Origin of the sequence: Haloarcula terrestris, assembly GCF_031624315.1 — an archaeon.
GTDB lineage: Archaea > Halobacteriota > Halobacteria > Halobacteriales > Haloarculaceae > Haloarcula > Haloarcula terrestris.
The window spans coordinates 326,517-347,086 of record NZ_JAMQOM010000001.1; the positions used below are offsets into that span (position 1 = coordinate 326,517).

General features: G+C 65.7%; 21 protein-coding genes. 8 read left to right on the top strand and 13 right to left on the bottom strand.

What is annotated here, in order from left to right; all coding sequences use genetic code 11:
• Positions 1–107 precede the first annotated feature (107 nt).
• Positions 108–1,487, top strand: coding sequence for a phosphoglucosamine mutase (glmM, locus tag NDI54_RS01800; RefSeq protein WP_310894773.1), 1,380 nt, complete (start codon positions 108–110; stop codon positions 1,485–1,487).
• Here the strand turns inward: glmM and NDI54_RS01805 are convergent.
• From NDI54_RS01805 to NDI54_RS01835, 7 genes are all read right to left on the bottom strand, one after another.
• Complete coding sequence (locus NDI54_RS01805; protein ID WP_310894774.1) at positions 1,472–2,623, bottom strand: DUF7118 family protein; 1,152 nt, start codon at positions 2,621–2,623, stop codon at positions 1,472–1,474. The two genes, glmM and NDI54_RS01805, sit on opposite strands and share 16 nt — an antisense overlap.
• On the bottom strand, positions 2,623–2,985 hold the full coding sequence (gene hisI, locus NDI54_RS01810) for a phosphoribosyl-AMP cyclohydrolase (protein ID WP_310894775.1): 363 nt from the start codon (positions 2,983–2,985) through the stop codon (positions 2,623–2,625). Before hisI ends, NDI54_RS01805 begins: the two co-directional genes overlap by 1 nt.
• A gap of 67 nt (positions 2,986–3,052) precedes the next feature.
• The gene (locus tag NDI54_RS01815) at positions 3,053–4,456 is read right to left on the bottom strand and encodes a protein kinase family protein (protein ID WP_310894776.1); all 1,404 of its coding nucleotides are present in this window, start codon (positions 4,454–4,456) and stop codon (positions 3,053–3,055) included.
• A 157-nt stretch (positions 4,457–4,613) separates the two neighbouring features.
• Entirely contained in the window at positions 4,614–5,642 is a 1,029-nt protein-coding gene (locus NDI54_RS01820) for an A24 family peptidase (protein ID WP_310894777.1), read from the bottom strand.
• A 102-nt stretch (positions 5,643–5,744) separates the two neighbouring features.
• Entirely contained in the window at positions 5,745–6,134 is a 390-nt protein-coding gene (gene fer1 / locus NDI54_RS01825) for a ferredoxin Fer1 (RefSeq protein WP_310894778.1), read from the bottom strand.
• A gap of 126 nt (positions 6,135–6,260) precedes the next feature.
• Complete coding sequence (locus NDI54_RS01830) at positions 6,261–7,469, bottom strand: inorganic phosphate transporter (RefSeq protein WP_310894779.1); 1,209 nt, start codon at positions 7,467–7,469, stop codon at positions 6,261–6,263.
• Positions 7,470–7,538: 69 nt separating this feature from the next.
• Positions 7,539–8,417, bottom strand: a complete 879-nt coding sequence (locus NDI54_RS01835; RefSeq protein WP_310894780.1) for a hypothetical protein — start codon at positions 8,415–8,417, stop codon at positions 7,539–7,541.
• Positions 8,418–8,526: 109 nt separating this feature from the next.
• Between NDI54_RS01835 and hisA the strand changes: the two genes are divergently transcribed.
• Together hisA and NDI54_RS01845 are read left to right on the top strand one after the other, a co-directional pair.
• Positions 8,527–9,267, top strand: coding sequence for a 1-(5-phosphoribosyl)-5-[(5-phosphoribosylamino)methylideneamino]imidazole-4-carboxamide isomerase (gene hisA, locus NDI54_RS01840; protein ID WP_310895140.1), 741 nt, complete (start codon positions 8,527–8,529; stop codon positions 9,265–9,267).
• A gap of 46 nt (positions 9,268–9,313) precedes the next feature.
• A complete protein-coding gene (locus tag NDI54_RS01845; RefSeq protein ID WP_310894781.1) occupies positions 9,314–9,916 on the top strand; it encodes a class I SAM-dependent methyltransferase in 603 nt (200 codons plus the stop codon).
• 7 nt (positions 9,917–9,923) lie between these two features.
• On the opposite strand, the gene NDI54_RS01850 is transcribed toward NDI54_RS01845, so the two are convergent.
• The 3 genes from NDI54_RS01850 to NDI54_RS01860 all read right to left on the bottom strand — a co-directional run bounded on the left by NDI54_RS01850 (position 9,924) and on the right by NDI54_RS01860 (position 12,178).
• Positions 9,924–10,316, bottom strand: a complete 393-nt coding sequence (locus NDI54_RS01850) for a nuclear transport factor 2 family protein (RefSeq protein ID WP_310894782.1) — start codon at positions 10,314–10,316, stop codon at positions 9,924–9,926.
• 106 nt (positions 10,317–10,422) lie between these two features.
• Positions 10,423–11,403: a porphobilinogen synthase gene (hemB, locus tag NDI54_RS01855; protein ID WP_310894783.1), complete on the bottom strand. Its 981-nt coding sequence runs from the start codon at positions 11,401–11,403 to the stop codon at positions 10,423–10,425.
• Between the two features lie 46 nt (positions 11,404–11,449).
• Positions 11,450–12,178: a competence/damage-inducible protein A gene (locus NDI54_RS01860; RefSeq protein ID WP_310894784.1), complete on the bottom strand. Its 729-nt coding sequence runs from the start codon at positions 12,176–12,178 to the stop codon at positions 11,450–11,452.
• 172 nt (positions 12,179–12,350) lie between these two features.
• On the opposite strand from NDI54_RS01860, the gene NDI54_RS01865 reads away from it, so the two are divergent.
• On the top strand, positions 12,351–12,479 hold the full coding sequence (locus NDI54_RS01865) for a hypothetical protein (RefSeq protein WP_310894785.1): 129 nt from the start codon (positions 12,351–12,353) through the stop codon (positions 12,477–12,479).
• Positions 12,480–12,554: 75 nt separating this feature from the next.
• Positions 12,555–13,304 (top strand): potassium channel family protein, encoded by a 750-nt coding sequence (locus tag NDI54_RS01870; protein WP_310894786.1) that lies wholly within the window; start codon positions 12,555–12,557, stop codon positions 13,302–13,304.
• 1 nt (position 13,305) lies between these two features.
• Here NDI54_RS01870 and NDI54_RS01875 read toward each other — a convergent pair whose 3' ends face one another.
• A complete protein-coding gene (locus NDI54_RS01875) occupies positions 13,306–15,387 on the bottom strand; it encodes a heterodisulfide reductase-related iron-sulfur binding cluster (RefSeq protein WP_310894787.1) in 2,082 nt (693 codons plus the stop codon).
• A 143-nt stretch (positions 15,388–15,530) separates the two neighbouring features.
• On the opposite strand from NDI54_RS01875, the gene NDI54_RS01880 reads away from it, so the two are divergent.
• On the top strand, positions 15,531–16,151 hold the full coding sequence (locus NDI54_RS01880) for a conditioned medium-induced protein 4 (RefSeq protein ID WP_310894788.1): 621 nt from the start codon (positions 15,531–15,533) through the stop codon (positions 16,149–16,151).
• 150 nt (positions 16,152–16,301) lie between these two features.
• Positions 16,302–17,501 (top strand): inorganic phosphate transporter, encoded by a 1,200-nt coding sequence (locus NDI54_RS01885; RefSeq protein WP_310894789.1) that lies wholly within the window; start codon positions 16,302–16,304, stop codon positions 17,499–17,501.
• Positions 17,502–17,506: 5 nt separating this feature from the next.
• Here the strand turns inward: NDI54_RS01885 and NDI54_RS01890 are convergent, their stop codons facing one another.
• Positions 17,507–17,722, bottom strand: a complete 216-nt coding sequence (locus NDI54_RS01890; protein WP_310894790.1) for a hypothetical protein — start codon at positions 17,720–17,722, stop codon at positions 17,507–17,509.
• A gap of 176 nt (positions 17,723–17,898) precedes the next feature.
• Here NDI54_RS01890 and NDI54_RS01895 point away from each other — a divergent pair, with 176 nt between their 5' ends.
• Positions 17,899–18,582, top strand: coding sequence for a hypothetical protein (locus tag NDI54_RS01895; RefSeq protein WP_310894791.1), 684 nt, complete (start codon positions 17,899–17,901; stop codon positions 18,580–18,582).
• A gap of 52 nt (positions 18,583–18,634) precedes the next feature.
• Here NDI54_RS01895 and NDI54_RS01900 read toward each other — a convergent pair whose 3' ends face one another.
• The gene (locus tag NDI54_RS01900; RefSeq protein ID WP_310894792.1) at positions 18,635–20,500 is read right to left on the bottom strand and encodes a carbon starvation CstA family protein; all 1,866 of its coding nucleotides are present in this window, start codon (positions 20,498–20,500) and stop codon (positions 18,635–18,637) included.
• Between the last annotated feature and the right edge of the window lie 70 nt (positions 20,501–20,570).

Sequence of the window (20,570 nt, forward strand, 5' to 3'; positions counted from 1 at the left end):
GTCGCTGTGTCCCGATACTCACCTCGCCATGAGCGATACCACAACGTCCGTCTCGAACGGATGCATGGCGACATTCCTAAGCCGTTCGGCGTCACACAGTTCCCTGAATGCAAGTGTTCGGGTCGAGCGGCGTCCGGGGTGTCGCGGGCGATGAGCTGACACCGCGGTACGTCCTTCGGGTTGCACAGGCCGCCGGGGACGTTTGGCGTGAGAACCACGACCGTGTCGCAATCGCCCGAGACACGCGGACGACAGGACGGACGTTCATCAACGCCGCGACCAGCGGGTTGACGGGGGTCAGCTTCGACGTGGACCGCCTCGGCGTCGTCCCGACACCGGGACTGCAGGCCTACTGTGAGCGCGAGGGGGTCCCAGGCGTGATGATTACAGCGAGTCACAACCCGGCCGCGTACAACGGTGTGAAGCTCATCGGCGCGGACGGCGTCGAACTGACGCGGGACACGCTCGACCGCGTCGAGCAGTCGCTCCGGGACGACACCCCGACCTACGCGAACTGGGAGACCGTCGGCTCCGACAACGATATCGCCAGCGCCCGCCGCCGATACCGCGAGCAGGTCCTTTCCGCCGTCGACCGCGACCGCATCGCAGACGCCGACCTCACTGTCGTTATCGACCCCGGCCACGGTGCTGGCTCGCTGACGAGCCCCGACCTGTTCCGCGAACTCGGCTGTGAGGTCCATACCGTCAACACCCAGCCCGACGGCCACTTCCCCGGCCGCGACCCCGAACCCGTCGCCGAGAACCTCGAAGACCTGCGGGCGTTCGTCCGCGCGACCGATGCCGACCTCGGGTTCGCCCACGACGGCGACGCCGACCGCGGGATGTTCGTCGACGAGACCGGCACACACATCGAGGGCGACGCCGCGCTGGCCGCACTCGCGGCGGCGAAAATCGAGTCCGGCGACGGCGTCGTCTCGGCGGTCAACGCCTCCCAGCGGCTGGTCGACGTGGTCGAGGACGCCGGCGCGACACTCTCGCTGACGCCCATCGGCTCGACGTACATCGTCAGCCGGATCCGCAAACTGCAAGACGAGGGCACGCACGTCGCCATCGCCGGCGAGGGCAACGGCGGCATCCTCTTTCCGGACTACCGCATCGCACGGGACGGCGCGTTCACCGCCGCCAAGTTCCTCGAACTCGTCGCCGAGCGGCCCGCGAGCGAGGTGGCCGCGGACTACGACGACTACTACAACGTCCGGCGCAACCTCGAATACGAGACCGAAGACGAGCGCGAGGCGATGCTCGAAGGCATCGAATCCCACGCGAACGACGCGACGGCCGACCTCGATACGACGGACGGCTACCGACTCGACTACGGCGACGGCTGGGTGCTGGCCCGACCGTCCGGGACGGAGCCTGTCGTCCGCGTCTACGCCGAGGCGCGCACGCTCGACCGCGCCGAGGAACTCGCGGAGACGATGGTCAGCCGGGCGACCCAGCGAACGGATATCTACAGCGACGAATAGGTGTCCAGCGCGTCCCCGATAGCTGCGCGGGCCTCGCGGGCAGCCGACAGTTCGTCTTCGACAGCACCGCTCGCCAGTCGCTCACGTTCGGTTTCTGTGAGCTCTGACCGAGCGACGGCGCTCTCGCGGAGCCGCTCGTAGTCCTCCCGCTCCGCGAGTCTCCGCACCTCCCGCAGCGCCGCGACGACGGACTCATCGGCGAAGCGGGCGACGACCGAACGGTACTCCCGGCAGTACCACGGCAGGGCGTCGGCCGATGGCGGCGGCCAGTCGATCCGTACCGGCTCGGCATCGAGCCGGCGAAGGTAGGTCCGCCGCGTGGCGACAGCACTGCGGAGCGCCGCCGCGTCGTCGACGTAGTGGTCCAGTTTCGAGGCGGAGTAGTCGGCGTATTCGAGTAATTTCGGAATCGGCTCCCGGCCGGCGTCGTGCTCGCGGACGTACGTCAGGAGTTCTGTGGGCGGGGACTGGAACTCGACCAACGGGTACGCGTCCGCCCGCTCGATGACCGCCAGTGCCTCGCGGGCCGGCGTGTCAGTTCGGAAGTCTCGGAAGGCCTCGGTGACGGCGTCGTTGTAGTGCTGGATAGGGTCCCGGAGGTGTTCGACCGGCGCGTCGAGGTCGGCGTCCCCGAGCCGCTGGAGCCGTTCGAGGTCGTCGATTCGGTCGCCCAGTTCCCCACGCCGACGGCCGGCGTCGGTCCGGGCCTTCTTGTACTGTTCGCGCGCCTCGTCGAGTTCGTCGAGTCTGCCAACGAGGTCGCCGATGGGCGACAGCATCTCGCGGGCCTGCTCGAAGTCGCTCTCGGTGAGCCGGCGCTGCTGGAGGAAGTCATCGATTTCTTCGAAGGTATCGCGCTCGGGCAGGTCCTCGGGGAGGTCGTCGGTCAGCGTCCCGACGCGGCCCTGGAACTCCATGAACGCCTCGAAGTCGCCGCCGCCGGTCGCTCGGCCGTCGTAGCGCTCAAGCAGCGTCTGGAGTTCGCTGTAGATGTCCCGGCAGTCACGCAGGGCGTCCGCGCCGATTGCCTCGACGCGTTCCCGTGCTCGTTCGTGTGCCTCAGCGGCCCGTTCGAGGCGCGCCACGGCATCGGGCGTTCCCGCGCTGGCCTCGATATCAGTATCTGACTGAGCCATCAGTACACGTCGTCGGGGTCGAACACCTGTTCGCCGACCGTCTCGCCGTCGACGGTGCGGTGGAAACAGGACTCGTAGCCGGTGTGGCAGGCCCCGCCGGTCTGGTCGACGACGTACAGGAGCGCGTCCCCGTCGCAGTCGACCCGCACCTCCTCGACGGCCTGCGTGTGGCCGCTCGTGGCTCCCTTGTGCCAGAGTTCGTCGCGGCTCCGGGAGTAGTAGTGGGCCTCCCCCGTTTCGCGGGTCTTCCGGAGCGCTTCTTCGGTGACGTAGGCAAGCATGAGTACCTCGCCGGTGTCGGCGTCCTGAGCGACGGCCGGGATGTACGCCTGCTCGTCGAACGCGAGGTCGACCTCGGTCATACTCGGGTCGAGGCGTGTCCGAAAAATAGGTCTTCTGCTCAGGCGACCGGGTCGGTGTCCCGTTGTCTCAGGACAGGACCTCCGAAAGCCGCGTCGAGAACGTCGTCGGGCTGTCGTAGCGCTGTCCCGGGTCGGGATCCATCGCACGCTGCAGAACCGTATCGACGCGTGCAGGAAGGGCAGTGCCAGAACTGGGGGTCCGGAGCGCAGCGTTCTGAATCGCACTGGCGAGGTCACGCTCCCCGCTGAACGGTTTCCGCTCACAGAGCAGCCGGTATGCGACGGCACCGAGCTGGTACACCGGCGTCGTCCGTTCGATAGTCCCGGATAGCTGTTCCGGCGCAGTGTAAGGCGTGGCGCTGGTGTCGTCGAATGCGCTTGCCACGGCACGTTCGATACCCCACCCGGCGAGGGCCGCACGGACGCGGTCGTCACGCGAACGAATCCGAACCGAATCCGGGCGAATCGCTGTCGCGTACGCATCGTTTCGCGCGGCGGCAGCCGCCGCCACCGCAACGTCGTCTACCACCTGTAATCGGGCATCGAGCGAGAGTGAGGAACAGTACTGTTCGACCGACCCGTTGCCGGCACGGTACGCGATCCAGGCACTCGGGCTGACACCGACTTCGTAGATGGTCGACACCGACTGCAGACCAGCCACAGTTTGCCAGTTCTTGACGGCAGCCATGAACTGCTTGACTGCGCGTCCCTCTGCACCGCGGTCCGGGTCGAGCAACGCGATGTGTGCGACCTCGCCGTCCGTCCATGCTCCCCGATACCGGTGGACGTAGCCGGACGTATCGATCGCGTCGAGTTCCGTGAGGTCGGGGATCGCAGCCATCAGGGTACTCGTCGTCGTCATCGACCCGATCTCTGCCGGTGGCGGTTCGTCTTCGGTCCCGTCGCCGTCGTCCGACACAGACTCGTCAGAGGGTTCGGACAGTCTGTCCCGCCGATACCGGACCCCCGACTCTGCGATGTCGTGTCGGATAAAGCGGTGGTCGGTCGACTGCTTCGTCTCCCCGCCCGCCTGGAGGTCGAGCCGTTTGAAATCGAACGCTCGCTGTATTGCTTTCGCGGTGTCACAGGCGGTTTCCAGGTCGTCGTCCACGTGGAATACAACAGCATCGCGTTCGGGAACGACGACCCAGGCATCGAGCATCGGACTGCGTTTCACCTGCAGACACTCGAACAGTTCGTTCCAGTAGATGTCGCCGACGATGTCCGAGGCGTCCCACCGCAGGAGACACGGATGGCGGTTCGCGTCCATCCGTTCTTTGGCCGCCCGCATCGCGTCGATTCGGCGGTTGTGGGTCGAAAAGACCGAGGCATCGTTTCGGTTACGGTGATACTCGCGGACCACCCACTCGCCGTCTAGTTCGATGAGTTCGAGCGGCGGCTTACACGGCGGGCGAGCGGACGACCCCGATTGCGCCGGGGGTCGCATCGACCCGGAATCGTTGTCCGTCACGCAATCAGATCCGAAACTGTGTCGGTATGGCTCGTCAGTGCCAAAACCGGGAGCTGTACGCCGATCTGTTCGACCATTCGTCGGTATGGTACTGTACAACTTGTGTACATATAAAAAATCTCGGGTGAACTCAGCAGCCGTTTCCCGACACGGCCACTCAGGCCAGCCCGACCGCCTGCAACAGCGAGAACAGCACGTCGCCGTAGGTGAGCGAGACGACCAGCCCGGCGAACATCGGGACGAGGAACGGAATCCCGGGCGAGAGCCACACCTCGTCCTGTTCGACGAGCACGTCCAGCCCGTCGCGGAGCTGGTCGGGGGAGGTTCCGTAGGCAGAGTGCTCAATATCGTTCAGGAAGCGTTCGGCACCCCACGGGTCATCGATGCCGTCAGCTGAATCAGTCACACCCTGCGTCGGGGCGTCGTCACCGCGACCGCCCGCCCCGTCAACGTCATCGGTCACCGGGTCGCCGCCATCGGTCGCCAGCGAGCCGTCGCCGGGGTCGTTCGGAACCCGCGGCAGCGAGGTCGGGAGCCGATGCTGGTCGGGGTTGGCGCGAATGTCAGCGAGCGAGCAGCCGCGCCACTGGAGATACATCCGGAGGGCATCGAGGTCGAGGCCGCCGCGGTCGAACCCGTTGGGGGATTCGAGCAGGCGGCCGTACTCCGCGGTGACGCTCGTGACGGGGACGGGCCGGCCGATAAACATCGCCAGCGAAAACCGCCCCCGGGCGAGGTTACCGGCGGCGACGGCCAGCGGGTAGACAATGCCGGCGAGGACGGTGTTCGAGAGCACCGTCAGCGAGAAAACGCCGATAGCGGTCGTCTGGAGCGGCAGGGCGACGTTCGGCAGGTAGTACACGGGATAGACGGGAAAGAGGACGGCGAGGAGCATGAACGCCTTCGCGTCGGCCCCGCCGAACCCGCCGATGAGCCAGAAGCCGTACGACAGCGGGATGACGAAGCCGAGGCTGATCGCGACCCTGATGAAGAACAGCCGCTGGCCGACCGCCGTCGGGCCGGTCCAGACGGTGTAGGCGTCCCACAGCAGGAGGACGACCGCCAGCACGGCCAGCGGAGTCCAGGTCCGGTTGGGCACCCGGCGGGTTTTCACGTCGCGGTAGGCTGCCCACCCGAACACCGGGACGGCGACCAGCCGAAGCAGGTCCGGTATCGACCCGAGCACGGCTACATGCAACACAGCACAGCCCCTAATGGTTCCGATACGACGGCTGTAAAAAGCGGGTGCTACCGAGAGAGAAGAAGTCGGTGCGCTGCAGACGCCGCGTTAGATGACGCGGTTCTGCAGGTAATCGAGGTGCTTGGCGTTGTAGACGATCTTGACCTCATCGGCGTCCGGGCTGCCGATACAGGTCAGGCGAACGTTCTTGTCTTCGACTTCCTCGTCGCTGAGGATCTGCTGCATGTCCATGTCGATGTCGCCTTCGAGAACGATGGCGGCACAGTTCGCACAGGCCCCAGCGCGGCACGAGAAGGGCCAATCGTAGCCCTGTGCCTCGGCGGCCTCCAGGATGTACTCGCCTTCGTTCACGTCGAGGGACCCGTAGTCCTCGTCAGAGAGGTCCATCTCGGACGCCTCTGCGAAGACGTCGTCGTCGTACATGTCCCAGCCGTTATCGTCCACTACTTCGTAGTTAAGGTACTCTACCGTGGGCATCACCTGATCGGTTCGAACCCCGCCCTGTTAGACTTTGCCCTTCGGTTTTAGGTCGTGCAAAATAATGAGGGACAGCGCGGCGATTCGTCGTGGAATCGGTGCCATCGGTTCGGGGCCAGGTACTGCTCAGGCGATCGGCAGGAATCGGAACACCAGATACGCCGCGAGCGTCGCGATCGAGGGGACGATGTTCTGCAGGAAGATCACTCTGGCAGTGGTTCCGGGCTCGAACAGATCCGACGCGGACGGGATATCCTCCCGCGATTCCTCGCCGATGGGTTCGGTCTCGGCCGGCTTCGGCGTCCCCTTCTTGCCGCCGACAGTCGGCGCGTCCGCGGCCTCCGCGTCGGTAGTCAGCGCACCGACAGAGGCGACGGGCGACTCACCCTGGACCGTATCGGAGAGGCTCGTCGTTCGCGTCGCACGACCCCACCCGAGGCCGACGATGCTCATCGTCGCAATGATGACGAAACTCGCGGGGATGCCCAGCGCCGAGAGGAAGGTGACGATGGTGGAGGCAACCGTTGCAACGACGATGGCGGCCACCAGCGGCAGGTCGGTCAGGTCGTTGCCGACCGTGTCCATCGTCCGGCGAGCAATGGTAAACGCGCCGAGGCCGATGGCCCCGCCGCCGAGCAGGATCGCCGGGTACATCTCCAGAGAACCGTTTCCGACGAGGGGCGCGACGGCGTTGGCGACGTTCGACGCCCCCGCCGAGAAGCCCATGTAACAGCCGATACCGATGACGACGACCGTACCGATGAACTCCCGCTGTGTCGTGTTTTCACCCAGACTCGGGCGTGGAACGGCACCGGACCGGTCGAAATCGAGCAGCGCGCCCTCGCTCTGGGAGACGGCGAACCACTCGACCAGCCGAGGGTAGAAGTACCGCCCGATGACGCCGCTGACCCAGAAGGCGATGATGGGCGAGACGAGCCACCAGGAGACGATTTCGAGCATCAGGGCGGCATTGAGCGTGCCGCGCGCCAGACCCAACCCCGCGATAGCGCCGACGGCCGTCATCGAGGTCGACGCCGGAACGCCGACCACGTTCGAGAGGAACAGCGCCACGCCGATGAAAAACAGGACGACGATGCTGATGAGCGGCGAGAAGGCAGTCGCGACGAGGTCGCTCCCGAGGCTCTCGACAACTTCGGGACCGACGATGAGTCCCCCAGCGAGGGCGAAGATGGTCATCAGGGCCGCCGCGGACAGCTTCGAGAGCGTATCTGACCCGACGGCCGGGCCGAACGCGACGCCCGTAGAGGAGCCACCGATGTTGAAGCCGACGAAAATAGCCACCAGAACACCGAGGGCAAAGAGAAGTTCGACCATACGGATGCCAGACTCTCACCGGGTTAAAACGTACCGAACAGATACTCGGTCTAGCGGCGATGAGACCCGCTAGCGGGACCGTTCGTCCGAGCCACTATCAGCGGTGTCGGACTCGTCACTGTCGTCGATGAGCGGTTCGTCCTCGGCCGGCATCGTCTCCTCGACCTCGCTTGCGGTCTCCTCGACCTCGCTCGCCGCCTCTTTGGCCGCTTCGACCTCGTCGGTGACCGACTCGGCTGTTTGCTTCGCGTCGCTGGTCTTGTCTTTGACCTCGGTCGTTTTGTCTTTCACTTCGGTCGTCTTGTCCTTCGCTTCCGTCGCCTTGTCCTTGACCTCGGTCGTCTTGTCTTTCACTTCGGTCGTCTTGTCCTTGACCTCGGTGACCTTCTCGGCCGCGTCCTCGTCGCCGGTCTGGGTCGCGGTCTGTTCGACCTCGTCGGCCGTCTGTTCGACCTCGTCGACGGTCTCTTTCACTTCGTCGGCTGTCTGTTCAACCTCGTCCGCGGTTTTCTCGACATCGTCCGCGGTCTGCTCGACATCCTCGGCGGCCTCATCGACCGTCTCCGCGGCGTCCTCGACCTCGTCGGCGGTGGTCTCTAGCTCCTCGGCGGTCGTTTCCAGTTGCTCGGCGGCCGCTTCGAGCTCAGCGGCCTTGGTGGCGACATCCTCGTTCGTCCGTTCGAGGACGTTCGCCAGGACGAGAAACTGCAGCAAGCCGACGACGACGAACGCCGAGATAGCGATGCTGGCGGCAGTCGCGAGTATCGACACCGTGCCGGTACCGAGCGGCAGGACGCCGAACTCGGCCAGTCCCCAGGCCAGCGCCAGGCCGACGGCGACGACCAGGACAGCCTGTTCGAACAGCCGGTACTCGCGCTCGTAGGGCCCGAACATGATGTCTTCGAGCCGACGGGCAAGCGGTGTGAGAACAAGTGTAGCAGTAACCATGGCGAACCTTTCCCAGCACGCCGTAAAAGGATGGGGGTGTGTGGGCCAGGTAGCCGTCCGAACGTATGGGACCGACACGCTTTCGACGGCCGCCGCCGGACCACCGGCCATGTTACCCGAGTTCGAGGTCGTCCCCGCGGTCGACATGCAGGACGGACAGGTGGTCCAGTTAGTCGGCGGCGAACGCGGCACGGAGAAGACCTACGGCGACCCGGTCGAGGCCGCAAAGCGGTGGGTCGACGCCGGCGCGCGGACGCTCCATCTCGTCGACCTCGACGGCGCGTTCGAGGGCGAGCGACAGAACGCCGCGGCCATCGACGCCGTCCTCGACGCAGTAGGGGCCGACGTTGACGTGCAACTCGGTGGCGGCATTCGGACCGCTGAGGACGCCGTCTCGCTGCTCGACCGCGGGCTTGATCGCGTCATTCTCGGAACCGCCGCCGTCGAGACGCCGGAGATCGTCGGCGAGATCAGCGACGAACACCCCGGCAGTGTGCTGGTGAGCCTCGACGCGAAGGACGGCGAGGTGGTCGTCTCCGGGTGGACCGAAGGCACCGGGCTGGACCCCGCCGAGGCCGCGGCCCGCTACGCCGACCTCGGGGCCGGCGGCATCCTCTTTACCGACGTGGACGTGGAGGGACAACTCGACGGCGTGCGGACCGAGCCGGTCCGCCGACTGGTCGATAGCGTCGACATCCCGGTCATCGCAAGCGGCGGCGTGGCGACGATCGACGACGTGCTGGCGCTGCGCTCGGCCGGGGCCGCCGCCGTCGTGGTCGGCAGCGCACTCTACGAGGGGCAGTTTACCCTTGAGGCGGCGATGGACGCGCTCGGCGAGTCAGCGGAATAGCCCGGGCTAGTCGAACGCATAACCGTGTGGCCCCCTCACACAGAATATGGACCGCAACGACGTGCGCCGCGCGTGGGACAGCGTCTCCGAGACCTACGCCGACCGGCGTGACCCGACCGGGTCGGACGCGGCCCTACTTGATGACCTGCTCGACCGGTTCTCCGAACCGCCGACTGTCCTCGACGTAGGCTGTGGTGACGGCGCGCGAACGCTTGCGAACCTCCCACGGGACAGCATCGGTCTCGATTTCTCGCGTGCGGGACTGGCTCTCGCGGCAGAGACGGTTCCGGACAGCCGGCTCGTCCAGGGAGACATGACGGCGCTCCCGATTGCGACCGACAGCGTGGACGCTGTCACGGCCTATCACGCCGTCTTTCACGTCCCGCGGGACCAGCACCCGGCCGTCTACCGAGAGTTCGCCCGCGTCCTCCGACCGGGGGGCATCGTGCTGATGACGCTGCCGAGCGGGCGGTTCGAGACCGTCCGCCGCGGCTGGATGGGCGGGTCGATGTTCTTCTCAGCGCCGGGTCGACGGGCGACGCTCGACCAGTTGGCCGACGCGGGCTTCACCGAGACGGAAACCGTCACCGCGACGGACCCTCTGGGAAGCGATAGCGAATTCGTCTTCGCCACGCTCGGCGGCGATTAGCGACCGCCTACTGTGTCAAATCATCGGCCGTGCTGACGTGCATCCCGACGAACTGCCACTCGCGCGCCTCGCCGGTGGCTTCGAGGGTCCCGCTCCAGCGCGTGTCGTACTCGTGGCGGACTTTGCCCTCGGCGTCGGTCCAGCACAGTTCGACGGCGTCGCTGAACCACGCGTAGTCCTCGCGGTCCGTGACCCGGAGCGCGTGGCTGTCGACGGTCCAGTCCATCGTCGTCTCGGTCTGTGCTCGCAGTCCCGCTCTGACGGTGTCGGTCCCGACCAACTGTTCGGAGATACCGAACTTGACCACCGAACGGTCCCCATCGGATGCGAAGAACGGGGCGAGCGGGTCCCCGGCCCGGAGCGCGGAGTAATAAGCCTCGATAGTCTCTCTGGCGTTCATACGCTTCCGTACGGCGGCCGGCCACTTCACTGACACACCCTGGGACTGACAGTGACATCCTCCGGGACCGTCTGGCTTGCGGCGTACTAACTCGAAAGTCGCCGAATTAGAGTTCGTCTGCGAGGTCCTCGGCGAAGTAGGTGAGAATCAGGTCCGCGCCGGCGCGCTTGATCGACAGCAGCGACTCGTAGGCGACCGCTTCGAGGTCGAGCCACCCCTTCTCGGCGGCGGCGTGGAGCATCGCGTACTCGCCGGAGACGTTGTAGGCGGCGACGGGATGGTCGTAGGACTCCCGGATTTCCTTGACGATATCCAGGTACGGCAGCGCGGGCTTGACCATCAACACGTCCGCGCCCTGCTCGACATCCAGGTCGACCTCGCGGCGGGCCTCGCGTGCGTTCGCGGGGTCCATCTGGTAGTGCCGGCGGTCGCCGAACGCCGGCGCGCCGTCGGCGGCGTCCCGGAACGGGCCGTAGAAGGCCGATTCGTACTTCGCGGCGTAGCTCATGATCGGCACATCAGTATTGCCCTGGGCGTCCAGCGCCTCCCGGATTGCGGCGACCATGCCGTCGATCATGCCCGACGGCGCGACCATGTCGGCCCCGGCCGTGGCGTGGCTCGCGGCAATGTTCCCCAGCAGGTCCAGCGTCTCGTCGTTGCGCACCGTCAGCCGTGGGTCCTCGGCGGCGTCGTCTTCGAGGACGCCACAGTGGCCGTGGTCGGTGTACTCACAGAGACAGACATCCGTGATGACGTAGGCGTCGGTTTCGTCGGTGATCCGGCGTGTCGCCCCCTGGACGACGCCGTCTTCGGCCCAGGCACGGCTCCCCCGCTCGTCTTTCGCTTCGGGAACGCCGAACAACATTACCGCTTCGACCCCGGTCTCACGGATCTCCTCGACGCGGTCGACCGCTTCATCGACAGGGACCCGTTCGTGGCCCGGCATCGTCTCGATAGGGACGCGCTCATCGGTCGTCGCGTCGACGAACACCGGCGCGATGAGGTCCGAGGCCGAGAGGTCCGTTTCGCGCACCAGCGGTCGCACGCCGTCGGTCCGCAGGCGGCGCGGGCGCTGTGTCAGGTTCATACCGACATTTCGGGCCGTCTGTGGCAAGAACCCACCGCTTACCGATTTACTCCGTCTCGATTCGCTCGCGGAGCCAGGCCGCCGCGTCAGCGACGGTCGCTGGGTCGTCGCCGGTGATCTTCACCCGGCCTGGCGTGTCGTCCTTGCGGGGATAGCTCCCGACGGCCACGTCGAACTGCTCGCGAGCCGCAGTGATGGTGGAGACGAGCGCACCCTCGGGCGCTGGCGTGTGCATCGTCTCCGTCGTCCGGTCGCCGTCGAACTCGTCGGCGACGGTCTCGTACATCGCTCGCAGTTCCTCGGGGATGCCCGGGAACACGTACACGTGGTCGATGACACAGCCGGCGGCGAAGCTCTCGTCGGTCAGCAGCGCCTGGCCCCCCTCGGGGACCGACGCCCACGCGTCGAGGTCCAGATCCATGTCGTAGCGGTCCACCATCTCGGGGTTGTCAGCGGCGAACTGCTCGGCCTTTGCTTCGAGGTGGGCGCGAACGTCCTCGGGGACGACGAGGTCGCGGCCGAAGGCCCGAGCGACTCCGGCCTTCGTCACGTCGTCGGGTGTCCCGCCGATGCCGCCGGTGACGATGACCGCGTCGAAGGCGTCGTGATACCGCGCCACGGCGTCGGCGATGACCGCCTCGTCGTCGGGGACAGTCAGGACGCGGGTAACGCTCGCCCCGGCGGCCGTGAGCTGGCGGCCCAGCCACGACGCGTTCGTGTTCTCCGTGTCGCCAGCGAGCAGTTCGTCTCCGACGGTGAGCAGTGCAACGTCCATTATCCCGCCGTGGGAGCCTGGTGGCGTTAAGGGTTTGGCCGGCTGGAAATCCCATCGTCGAAAATATTGTTTTGAGTCGGCACAGATCCGTACTAACGACATATAATGACATTATATCCAGTCTAGCCATATTCCGGTAACATACATATACCGGGCCGTGCTAACTCATATCATGGTACTTGTCAGTAATTGCGTCGACTGCCTCAAACCCATCGACCCGAACCGACACCGACCGGCGAACACAGACAGTGACGACCACGGCGAGGAACCCGAGACACGCCCCTGGGACGTGACAGACTGATCCCGCGGCCTGACTCGTCGCAACGCGCCGACTGTACCAGTGGGGCGGGACGGACAGCCATAGACAGCTACAGCAATGCAACGCAGCGCTAGCCGCACAGGCACGGACCGGTCGCTGCTCCGGCGACTCGCCCGACCGGTGCTCGCGTTCGTCGGACTCGTCGCTGCCGGTGTGATCGGATTCGTCACACTCGGCGGTATCGGGGTCGTCAACGCCCTGTTCTGGCTGCTTGACCCGACGAGCATCGAACTCCACTTCCGGACCCACGACGGACCCGCGACGCTGGTCAAGGGCTACGCTATCGTGGTGCTGACCGGCCTTGTCGTCGCCGGGCTCTGGACCGGGGAAACAGTGCTATCGGCGGCCTTCGGCGGCCAGATTCAAGACGAACTCACACGCATGCAAATCGCACAGCGAATCGGGGAACTGGACGACCACGTCGTCGTCTGTGGCTACGGGACGTTCGGGCAGACCGTCGCGGCACAGATAGCCGACACGGACACACGGGTCGTGGTCATCGAACAGCAGACCGAACAGTACGAGCGGGCGCTCGACGACGGCCACCTCGCGCTGGAAGCCGACGCGAGCCGCGAGGAGACGCTGACAGAGGCCGGCGTCAAGCGGGCTGACACGGTTATCGGCGCAATCGACGACACGAACGCGAACATCCAGATCGCGGTCCTGGCCAGCCAGCTCGCGCCGACGGTCCGACTCATCGTCCGGGCCGGCGACCGACAGGACGAGACGGTGGCTCGCCGCGTCGGCGCGGACGAGGTGATAATCCCCGAGGTCGTGAGCGGGAAGCAGGTGTGTGAACGGCTGTAAGTTAGGCCCCGCTGATCGCCTCGGCCAGCAGTTCAGTGACGCCGACGATTTCCAGATCGTCCTCGTAGCCGCCGGTCTTGCGCCCGTCCTCGTACATCGTCATGCACATCGGGCAGGCGACGACGAACTTCTCGACGGCCGCGCCCGCGTCGGTGTCTTCAAGCGCCTCGCGCAGGCGTTCCTCACTCGGCTTCGTCTCCTCTTCGAGGTCCATCCAGAGGCCGCCACCGCCGCCACCACAGCAGAAGGAGTCGTCCCTGTTGCGGGGCATCTCGTGGAGGTCGGCCCCGGTCGCGCGGATGAGGTCTCGCGGCGCTTCGAACTCACCGTTGTAGCGGCCGAGGTGGCAGGGGTCGTGGTAGGTGACGGTGTAGTCCAGTTCCGAGCCCGAGAGGCCGAGCGCGCCCGAGCCGGCGAGGTCGGCGACGACCTGCGTGTAGTGGAACACGTCGTCTTCGCCCCACTCGCAGGCCTCGAACTCGGGGTACTCGTTCATGAACGTGTTGTAGGCGTGGGGGTCCGTCGTGACGATGGACTCGAATTCGCAGTCCAGCATCGCGGCGGCGTTGTCCTCGACGAGCATCTCGTAGAGCCCTTCCTCGCCGACGCGGCGCACGTCGTTGCCGTCGGTCTGTTCGGCCTCGTAGAGGATGCCGTAGTCAACGTCGGCGGCCTCGAAGATGCGAGCCAGCGCCCGTGCAATCTTCTGGTTTCGCTCGTCGTAGCTGGGGTAGTCGCCGACGTACCAGAGGTATTCGACCGGTTCGTCGCGGGCGTCCGGGACCTCGAAGTCGAGGTCCTCGGTCCAGTCCGGCCGGGCGCGTTCGGGGTCGCCGAAGGTGTTGCCGTGCTGGAAGACGTTCATCATCGCGTCCTGGACGTGTTCGTCCATCTCGCCGGCCTCGGTCAGCCGGCGGTTCATCTCGGTGAACTGCGTGACGTGTTCGATATCGACCGGGCAAGCGTCCATGCAGGCCATACAGGACATACAGGACTCCATCGTGTGGGCGTCGATGACCGACGTGCCGCCGTCGGCGATGATCGGCACGTCGTCGCCGCCGGCATCGCGTTCCTCACGGTAGCGTTTCAGGTCCAGAATGACGTTTCGCGGGTCCAGTGGCCGGCCGGAGGCCTTGGCCGGACAGACCGAGGAGCACCGGCCACACTTCGTACAGGCGTCGTGGTCGAGCAACTGCTTCCAGGAGAAGTCGTCGATGTCGCTGGGGCCGATCTCTTCGGGGCTGGCGTCGCTTGGCACGCCCGGCAGTCGCACCCCGGCTTTCTCGTCGCGGGCGACGAGGTTCGCGAACGAGGAGAGCATGTGGAACGGCTTGGCGTAGGGAATCCAGGCGACGAACCACAGCGCGACCAGCGAGTGGCTCCACCAGACGAAGGGATACGCTGTCGCGGCCAGCTCGGGCGTCATTCCCACCATCACCAGGACTTCCTTGAGCGACCAACCGACGAAACTCACGGTCTCGAAGGAGACATCCCGGACCGTCGACGTGCCGAGAATCCGCACCGCTTCGGTGAGGTAGCCGCCGACGCCCAGCACGAACAGCACGCCCAGAAACAGGTCGTCCTCGCGGGAGGTGTGACGGTCGTGGAGGCGCTCCATCCGACGGCCGTAGCGCCGCCACAGCGCGACGCCGACGCCGACGACGAACAGCAGCCCCATCGCGTCCATCACGAACGAGTAGGAGAGGTAGAACCGACCGACGAAGAAGGATTCGCCGGTCAGCGGGCGATACAGGTCCATGTCGATTCCGAGGATGGTCGTCCCGATGAGCAGCGTCAGAAACCCCCAGACGACGAAGGCGTGCATCACGCCCGCGACGGTGTCCCGGTCGAGTTGCTTGCGGTTTGACAGGGCTAGCTGCGCCGCCGCAACCGTCCGCTGTGGCAGGTCGTCCAGCCGCTCGAAGGGGTCTTCGCTGCCCCGAGCGTAGCGGGTGACGCGGTCGTACACACCGTAGAGAAAGACGAGAATGGCGAGCGCTGCGAGGTAGTAAAACAGCGCTTTCCCCACGTCCCCGATGCGCCAGAACGTCGGGCGCGTGGTCGTCTGGAGTACGGTTGACATACGGTAACACGTGATTCGCGCCCGCTTAAATCTTATCACGCCCCTTCGCCGTCTTGCGTGAATTGCGACACTGTTGAAAGTTTCTCACGTTTACCTTATCCGTCCGACAGTTATATCACTCCGGAGACAAAGTCTAAGGTTCGATGGACGAGAAGACCGAAGAACTCCGTGACATCTTCATGGATGTCTCCGACGAGGCGGCCGTGACGGAGTCACAGGAGGCGTCGAGAGGGTCCCTGGCCGATACTGACGAGGCCGGTGTCACGGACCGACTCGAAGACACCATCGCGCGGATGCGGGAGCGCTACGAGTTTCAGACCGGGCTTGCCGACGACGCTCTGGTGACAGTTGTCCGACTGTTCTACGAGGGGAACGACGACGAGACTATCGCGGCCGACATCGGGGCGGACGAGTCCGACGTGGTCGAGGCGCGGCTGGACCTGCATCTCCTCCGCGACGAGGACACAGAGGCACCGTTCGACCTGGCTGAGTTCCGCCGCCGCGTCGCCGACGACGACCCATCGGTCGCCGAACTCGCCGACGAGTTCGATATCGACGAGTCCTGGGCCGCTCACTACCGCCGCGTCGTCGCCGCACAGGACGCCGCTCGTCGGGTCTCCCACCGCTTCCAGAGCGAGTTCGAGGACGCACTCACCGACGCCGGGTTGTCGACACAACACGCCGCCACCCTCCGCGAGGACGGTCTCGACGAAGCCACTGAGGACATCGATTCGCTTGACTCCGACGCTGATGTGTCGATGTGACTCGGGGAGCGTTGCTGCAGTCGTTGTCGGTTGGGAGTCAGAGCCATGCAGTAACGAACACCGAGATTTCCGCCCGTCATCGGACACAACAGCGTGAATCGGTCGCGCGAACGGTAGGCTCATTGTAGGGCAGGGCAAACGCCGTGACAGATGGTCGCGACGAGTACGATTGTGACACTTGTTGTCGCGTCAGCGGCGAGTCTGTTCATGGCCTGGGCTATCGGTGCTGGGTCGTCCGGGTCCACTCCGTTCGCGCCGGCCGTAGGCGCGAACGCGATTTCGGTGATGCGGGCCGGGTTCTTCGTCGGCATCCTCGGGCTGGCCGGCGCGGTCCTGCAGGGGGCCAACGTCACCGAAGCGGTCGGGAGCGAACTCGTCCTGTTCCCGAGCGGCGGCGGCCTTTCGGCCATCGCCGCCATCGTCGCACTGCTAACGGCGGCGGCGCTGGTCGCCGTCGGTATCTTCACCGGTTATCCTATCGCGACAGCCTTCACTGTCACCGGCGCGGTCGTCGGCGTCGGGCTGGCGATGGGTGGCCAGCCGGCGACGGCCAAGTACATCGAAATCGTCTCGCTGTGGGTGCTGACACCCTTCGTCGGCGGCGGCATCGCCTTCGGCACGGCGTGGTCGCTCCGCCACGAAGCCACCACCGAGGAACGGCTCGTCCCGCTGCTTGGCGGGCTGGTCGGCGCGATCCTGGCGAACATCGAGTTCGTTCTCCTGGCACCGGGCAGCGAACAGGCGTCAGTCGCCCGCGCTGTCGCACGAGCAGCCGGCACGCCGATACTCCCGTCGATGATCGTCGTGACGCTCCTTGCCGGGGCGCTCGCCGCGGGACTGCTGTATCTGGACATCAGAGCGGATGCAGCCGCCGGGCAGCGCCACTTCCTGCTAGTGATGGGCGGGCTCGTGGCCTTTTCGGCCGGCGGGAGCCAGGTCGGCCTGGCGCTGGGGCCGCTGGTCCCCCTGCTCGGGGAGGGGCCGACGGCCGCCATCCCAATCACCGGGATCCTGCTGTTCGGTGGGCTCGGCCTCCTCATCGGGTCCTGGACGGGCGCGCCGCGGATGATCAAAGCGCTGGCACAGGACTACTCCTCGCTGGGACCGCGGCGCTCTATCGGCGCGCTGATTCCGAGTTTCATCATCGCGCAGGCGGCCGTCTTCTTCGGTATCCCGGTGTCGTTCAACGAGATCATCGTCTCGGCGATCGTCGGCTCCGGCGCGGCCGCCGGCGGCGGCGAGGTCAGTCGGGAGAAAATGGGCAAGACGGTGCTGGCCTGGATCGGGTCGCTCGCGCTGGCGTTCGGGCTGAGCTACGGGCTGTTCTGGGCTATCGATACGGCGTTCTGAGCCGGTCAGCGGCCCCAGACGAACCGGCGCACGGCCTCGTTAACGCGGGTCGAGAGCCGCCCCATCCAGGCCTCGGGCGAAACGCGCTCGATGTCGCGCTGGTCGACTTCGATACGGTCGTCGCCGAACGGGTCGTGGACCTGATCGCCGCCCTCCTCGTCGACGGCGTCGACGACAACTGTCATCGAGCAGCGGCCGCAGGCTTCGGTGTCTTTCGCCATGATTGTTAGTGATTAATTCGGAAGCCAGCGTCAAAAACCTGCCGAGGCGGTCGTGTACAGCCCGTGAACGACCGGCATCTGACCGACGCGCTTAAGAGGGCGACACGGCATCCCCATGGTATGAGCTACCGCGCCATGGCATCGGTGGGAACTGACCGTTCGCGCGATTCGGAGCGATGACCGACGAGTCCGAGTCCACGGCGGTCGAGGAGTCGCCGGACTACGGTGCGGACGGCTGGGAAGACCCGATGACGGGTGCGGTTCCGAAGTCGGAGCTACCCGACGAGATCGTCGACGAAGTCCCACACTGGACCGACGACCCCTACTTCGACCGGGTGAGCGACCGGCTGATGTACAACTACACGCTGGAGCGGGACCACCGGCTCCGGGGCGAGCGTTGGGACCTCTACGGCGAGATGCGAGTGCTGAACCAGAAGCAGTTCTTCCACCCGGCGCTGTCCTACGGCGACCACGAGTCCGAGGAGTACCTCTACGCCCGCCGCGTCGACCGACCGACGGTCGGCGAACTGAAGCGGCTGGTCGAACTCGGGCACGACCTGGCCGACAAGCGGGTCACGGCGAACGAGGAGCACTACCGGACGGACTTCACGTTCGTCCTCGTCGCTGACGAACTGTCCGAGGAAGTCCGGACGTTCGTCGAGGGACAGCGCGAGCGGACACTGTTGAAGTACGGCTACTACGGCCACTACGAGGTCAATCTGGGCGTCGTCGTGCCCGACAAACAGGAAGCGGTCGCCGGCGAGACCGCCGATGTGGTCGAGGCGTTCGTCCTCTGGGAAGACGTGAGCCAGCCCGAGGAAGGGGTGCTCTCGCGGCTCGCCAAGCGATTCTGGAAATAATTCGCGGTAGCAGTCGCTGCCAGCGCCGAAAACAGAGAAATGATCGGTCGTGTCAGTCGTCGCTCGGTTCGACCATGCCGCCACCGTAGCTCTCGCGAACGGTGCTGATGTTGTCGTAGCCTTTCTTGACCAGCGCCAGAGCGAGACCGATGAGGGTCAGTGCCAGAAGCGTCTGGATGATCGTGGCAAACAGCTGGACGCCGCTCGCACCGCCCACGATGATGGTCTGGTAGATGTTCTGGTAGAACGCGAGCCAGCCGAGGCCGAGCACGGTTATTACCACCATCACGGCCATCGGCACTCCGGTGGAGTACAGCTGCTTGCTCTTGTCCCAGTTGGCCAGCCAGACCGTCCCGGTCAGCAGCGCTAGCGCGGCCAGGAGCTGGTTTGCGCCGCCGAATAGCGCCCACAGGACGACCCACTGGCCGGAGACGACCATCACGTACGCGAGGCCACACTGGATGATCGGGTTCGTGTACCGACCGCGGCCGAGTTCGCCGAGCATCGAGCGGATGCCACCGCCAAGGTCGAGCCCGGTCGATGTCTGGCCGGCCGGGAGGCCGACGATCTCTTCCATCATGTAGCGGCCGAGGCGGACGGCCGTGTCAGTGGACGTAAGCAGGAAGCTCACGAGGACGAGCGCCATGAACGGTGCGCCAAAGGCCTGTGGCAGGCCGAGACTCGTCAGGATGATGCCGCCACCGGTTGCGAAGTTCGGCAGCGCCGCACCGATACCGCCTGCGGGGTCGGGGAAGCCGGCGACCGCGAGCGTCGACAGCGCGACGGCCGCGAGCAGGCCCTCACCCAGCATCCCGCCGTAGCCGATGAGGCGGGCGTCGGTTTCCTTGTTCAGTTGCTTCGCCGTCGTCCCCGAGGAGACCAGCGAGTGGAAGCCGCTGATGGTCCCACAGGCGATTGTGATGAACAGCAGGGGGAACAGCGGGTACAGGCCCGCGCCCTCGACACCCCAGAACCCGTTGAACGCACCGATCGAGTCGGCGATGACCAGCGGCTCGCTCGCCGAGCCGAGGAGAGTGCCGACAATAATAGCCAGCAGCGCACCGCCGACGCCGGTGTACAGCAGGAACGAGGAGAGGTAGTCACGCGGCTGGAGCAACACCCACACCGGGAGTGCGCTGGCGATAGCGGCGTAGGCCATGATAACCGGGATCCACGCCGCGGTGTTACCGCCTAGTGCGCCCGCGCCGGGCACCCAGGAGCCGCTGCCGCCCAGCAACACGATAACGGACATCTCCGCGGTCCGTTCCGCCGTCGGCTCGAACAGCGCAATCGGGAACTGAATCCCGGCGTAGACGCCGACGAACACGCCCGTGACGAACAGGACTGTCCCCGGGATGAACGGCCCGTTGAGCTGGTAGAGGTACACGCCAAACGCCAGCGCGAGGGCGATGTAGACCAGCGACGCCGTCACCACCTCGGGGTAGGCGTTGAACACGATCCCGACGACGAGCGCGAACACCGCCACGACGAGGATGATCGTCAGGAACGCGAACCACAACAGCATGTTCTTCCCGCCCTCGCCGACGTACTCACCGACGATGTACCCGATGGACTTCCCCTCGTGCCGGAGCGACCCCGACAGCGAGACGAAGTCGTGGACACTCCCCATCAGCGGGTTGCCGATAGCGATCCACAGCAGTGCCGGGACCCAGCCCCAGATGGCCCCCGCCGTGATCGGGCCGACAATCGGTGCCCCACCCGCGATACTGGAGTAGTGGTGGCCGAGCAACACCGGTTTCTTCGACGGGACGTACTCCTGCCCGTCTTCGTACTTGTGTGCCGGTGTCTCGTTGTCGTTGTCAAGTTCGAGGAACCGCGCGAGGTATTTCGAGTACCCCAGATACCCCACGCTGAACGTCACCAGTACAGCCAGTACGATCCAGATTACTTGAGTCATGGATGTGCATGAATATTAACTGAGATTAGGCTATTAATAGTTATCATATATTTCTTACACTTCGTGAGTC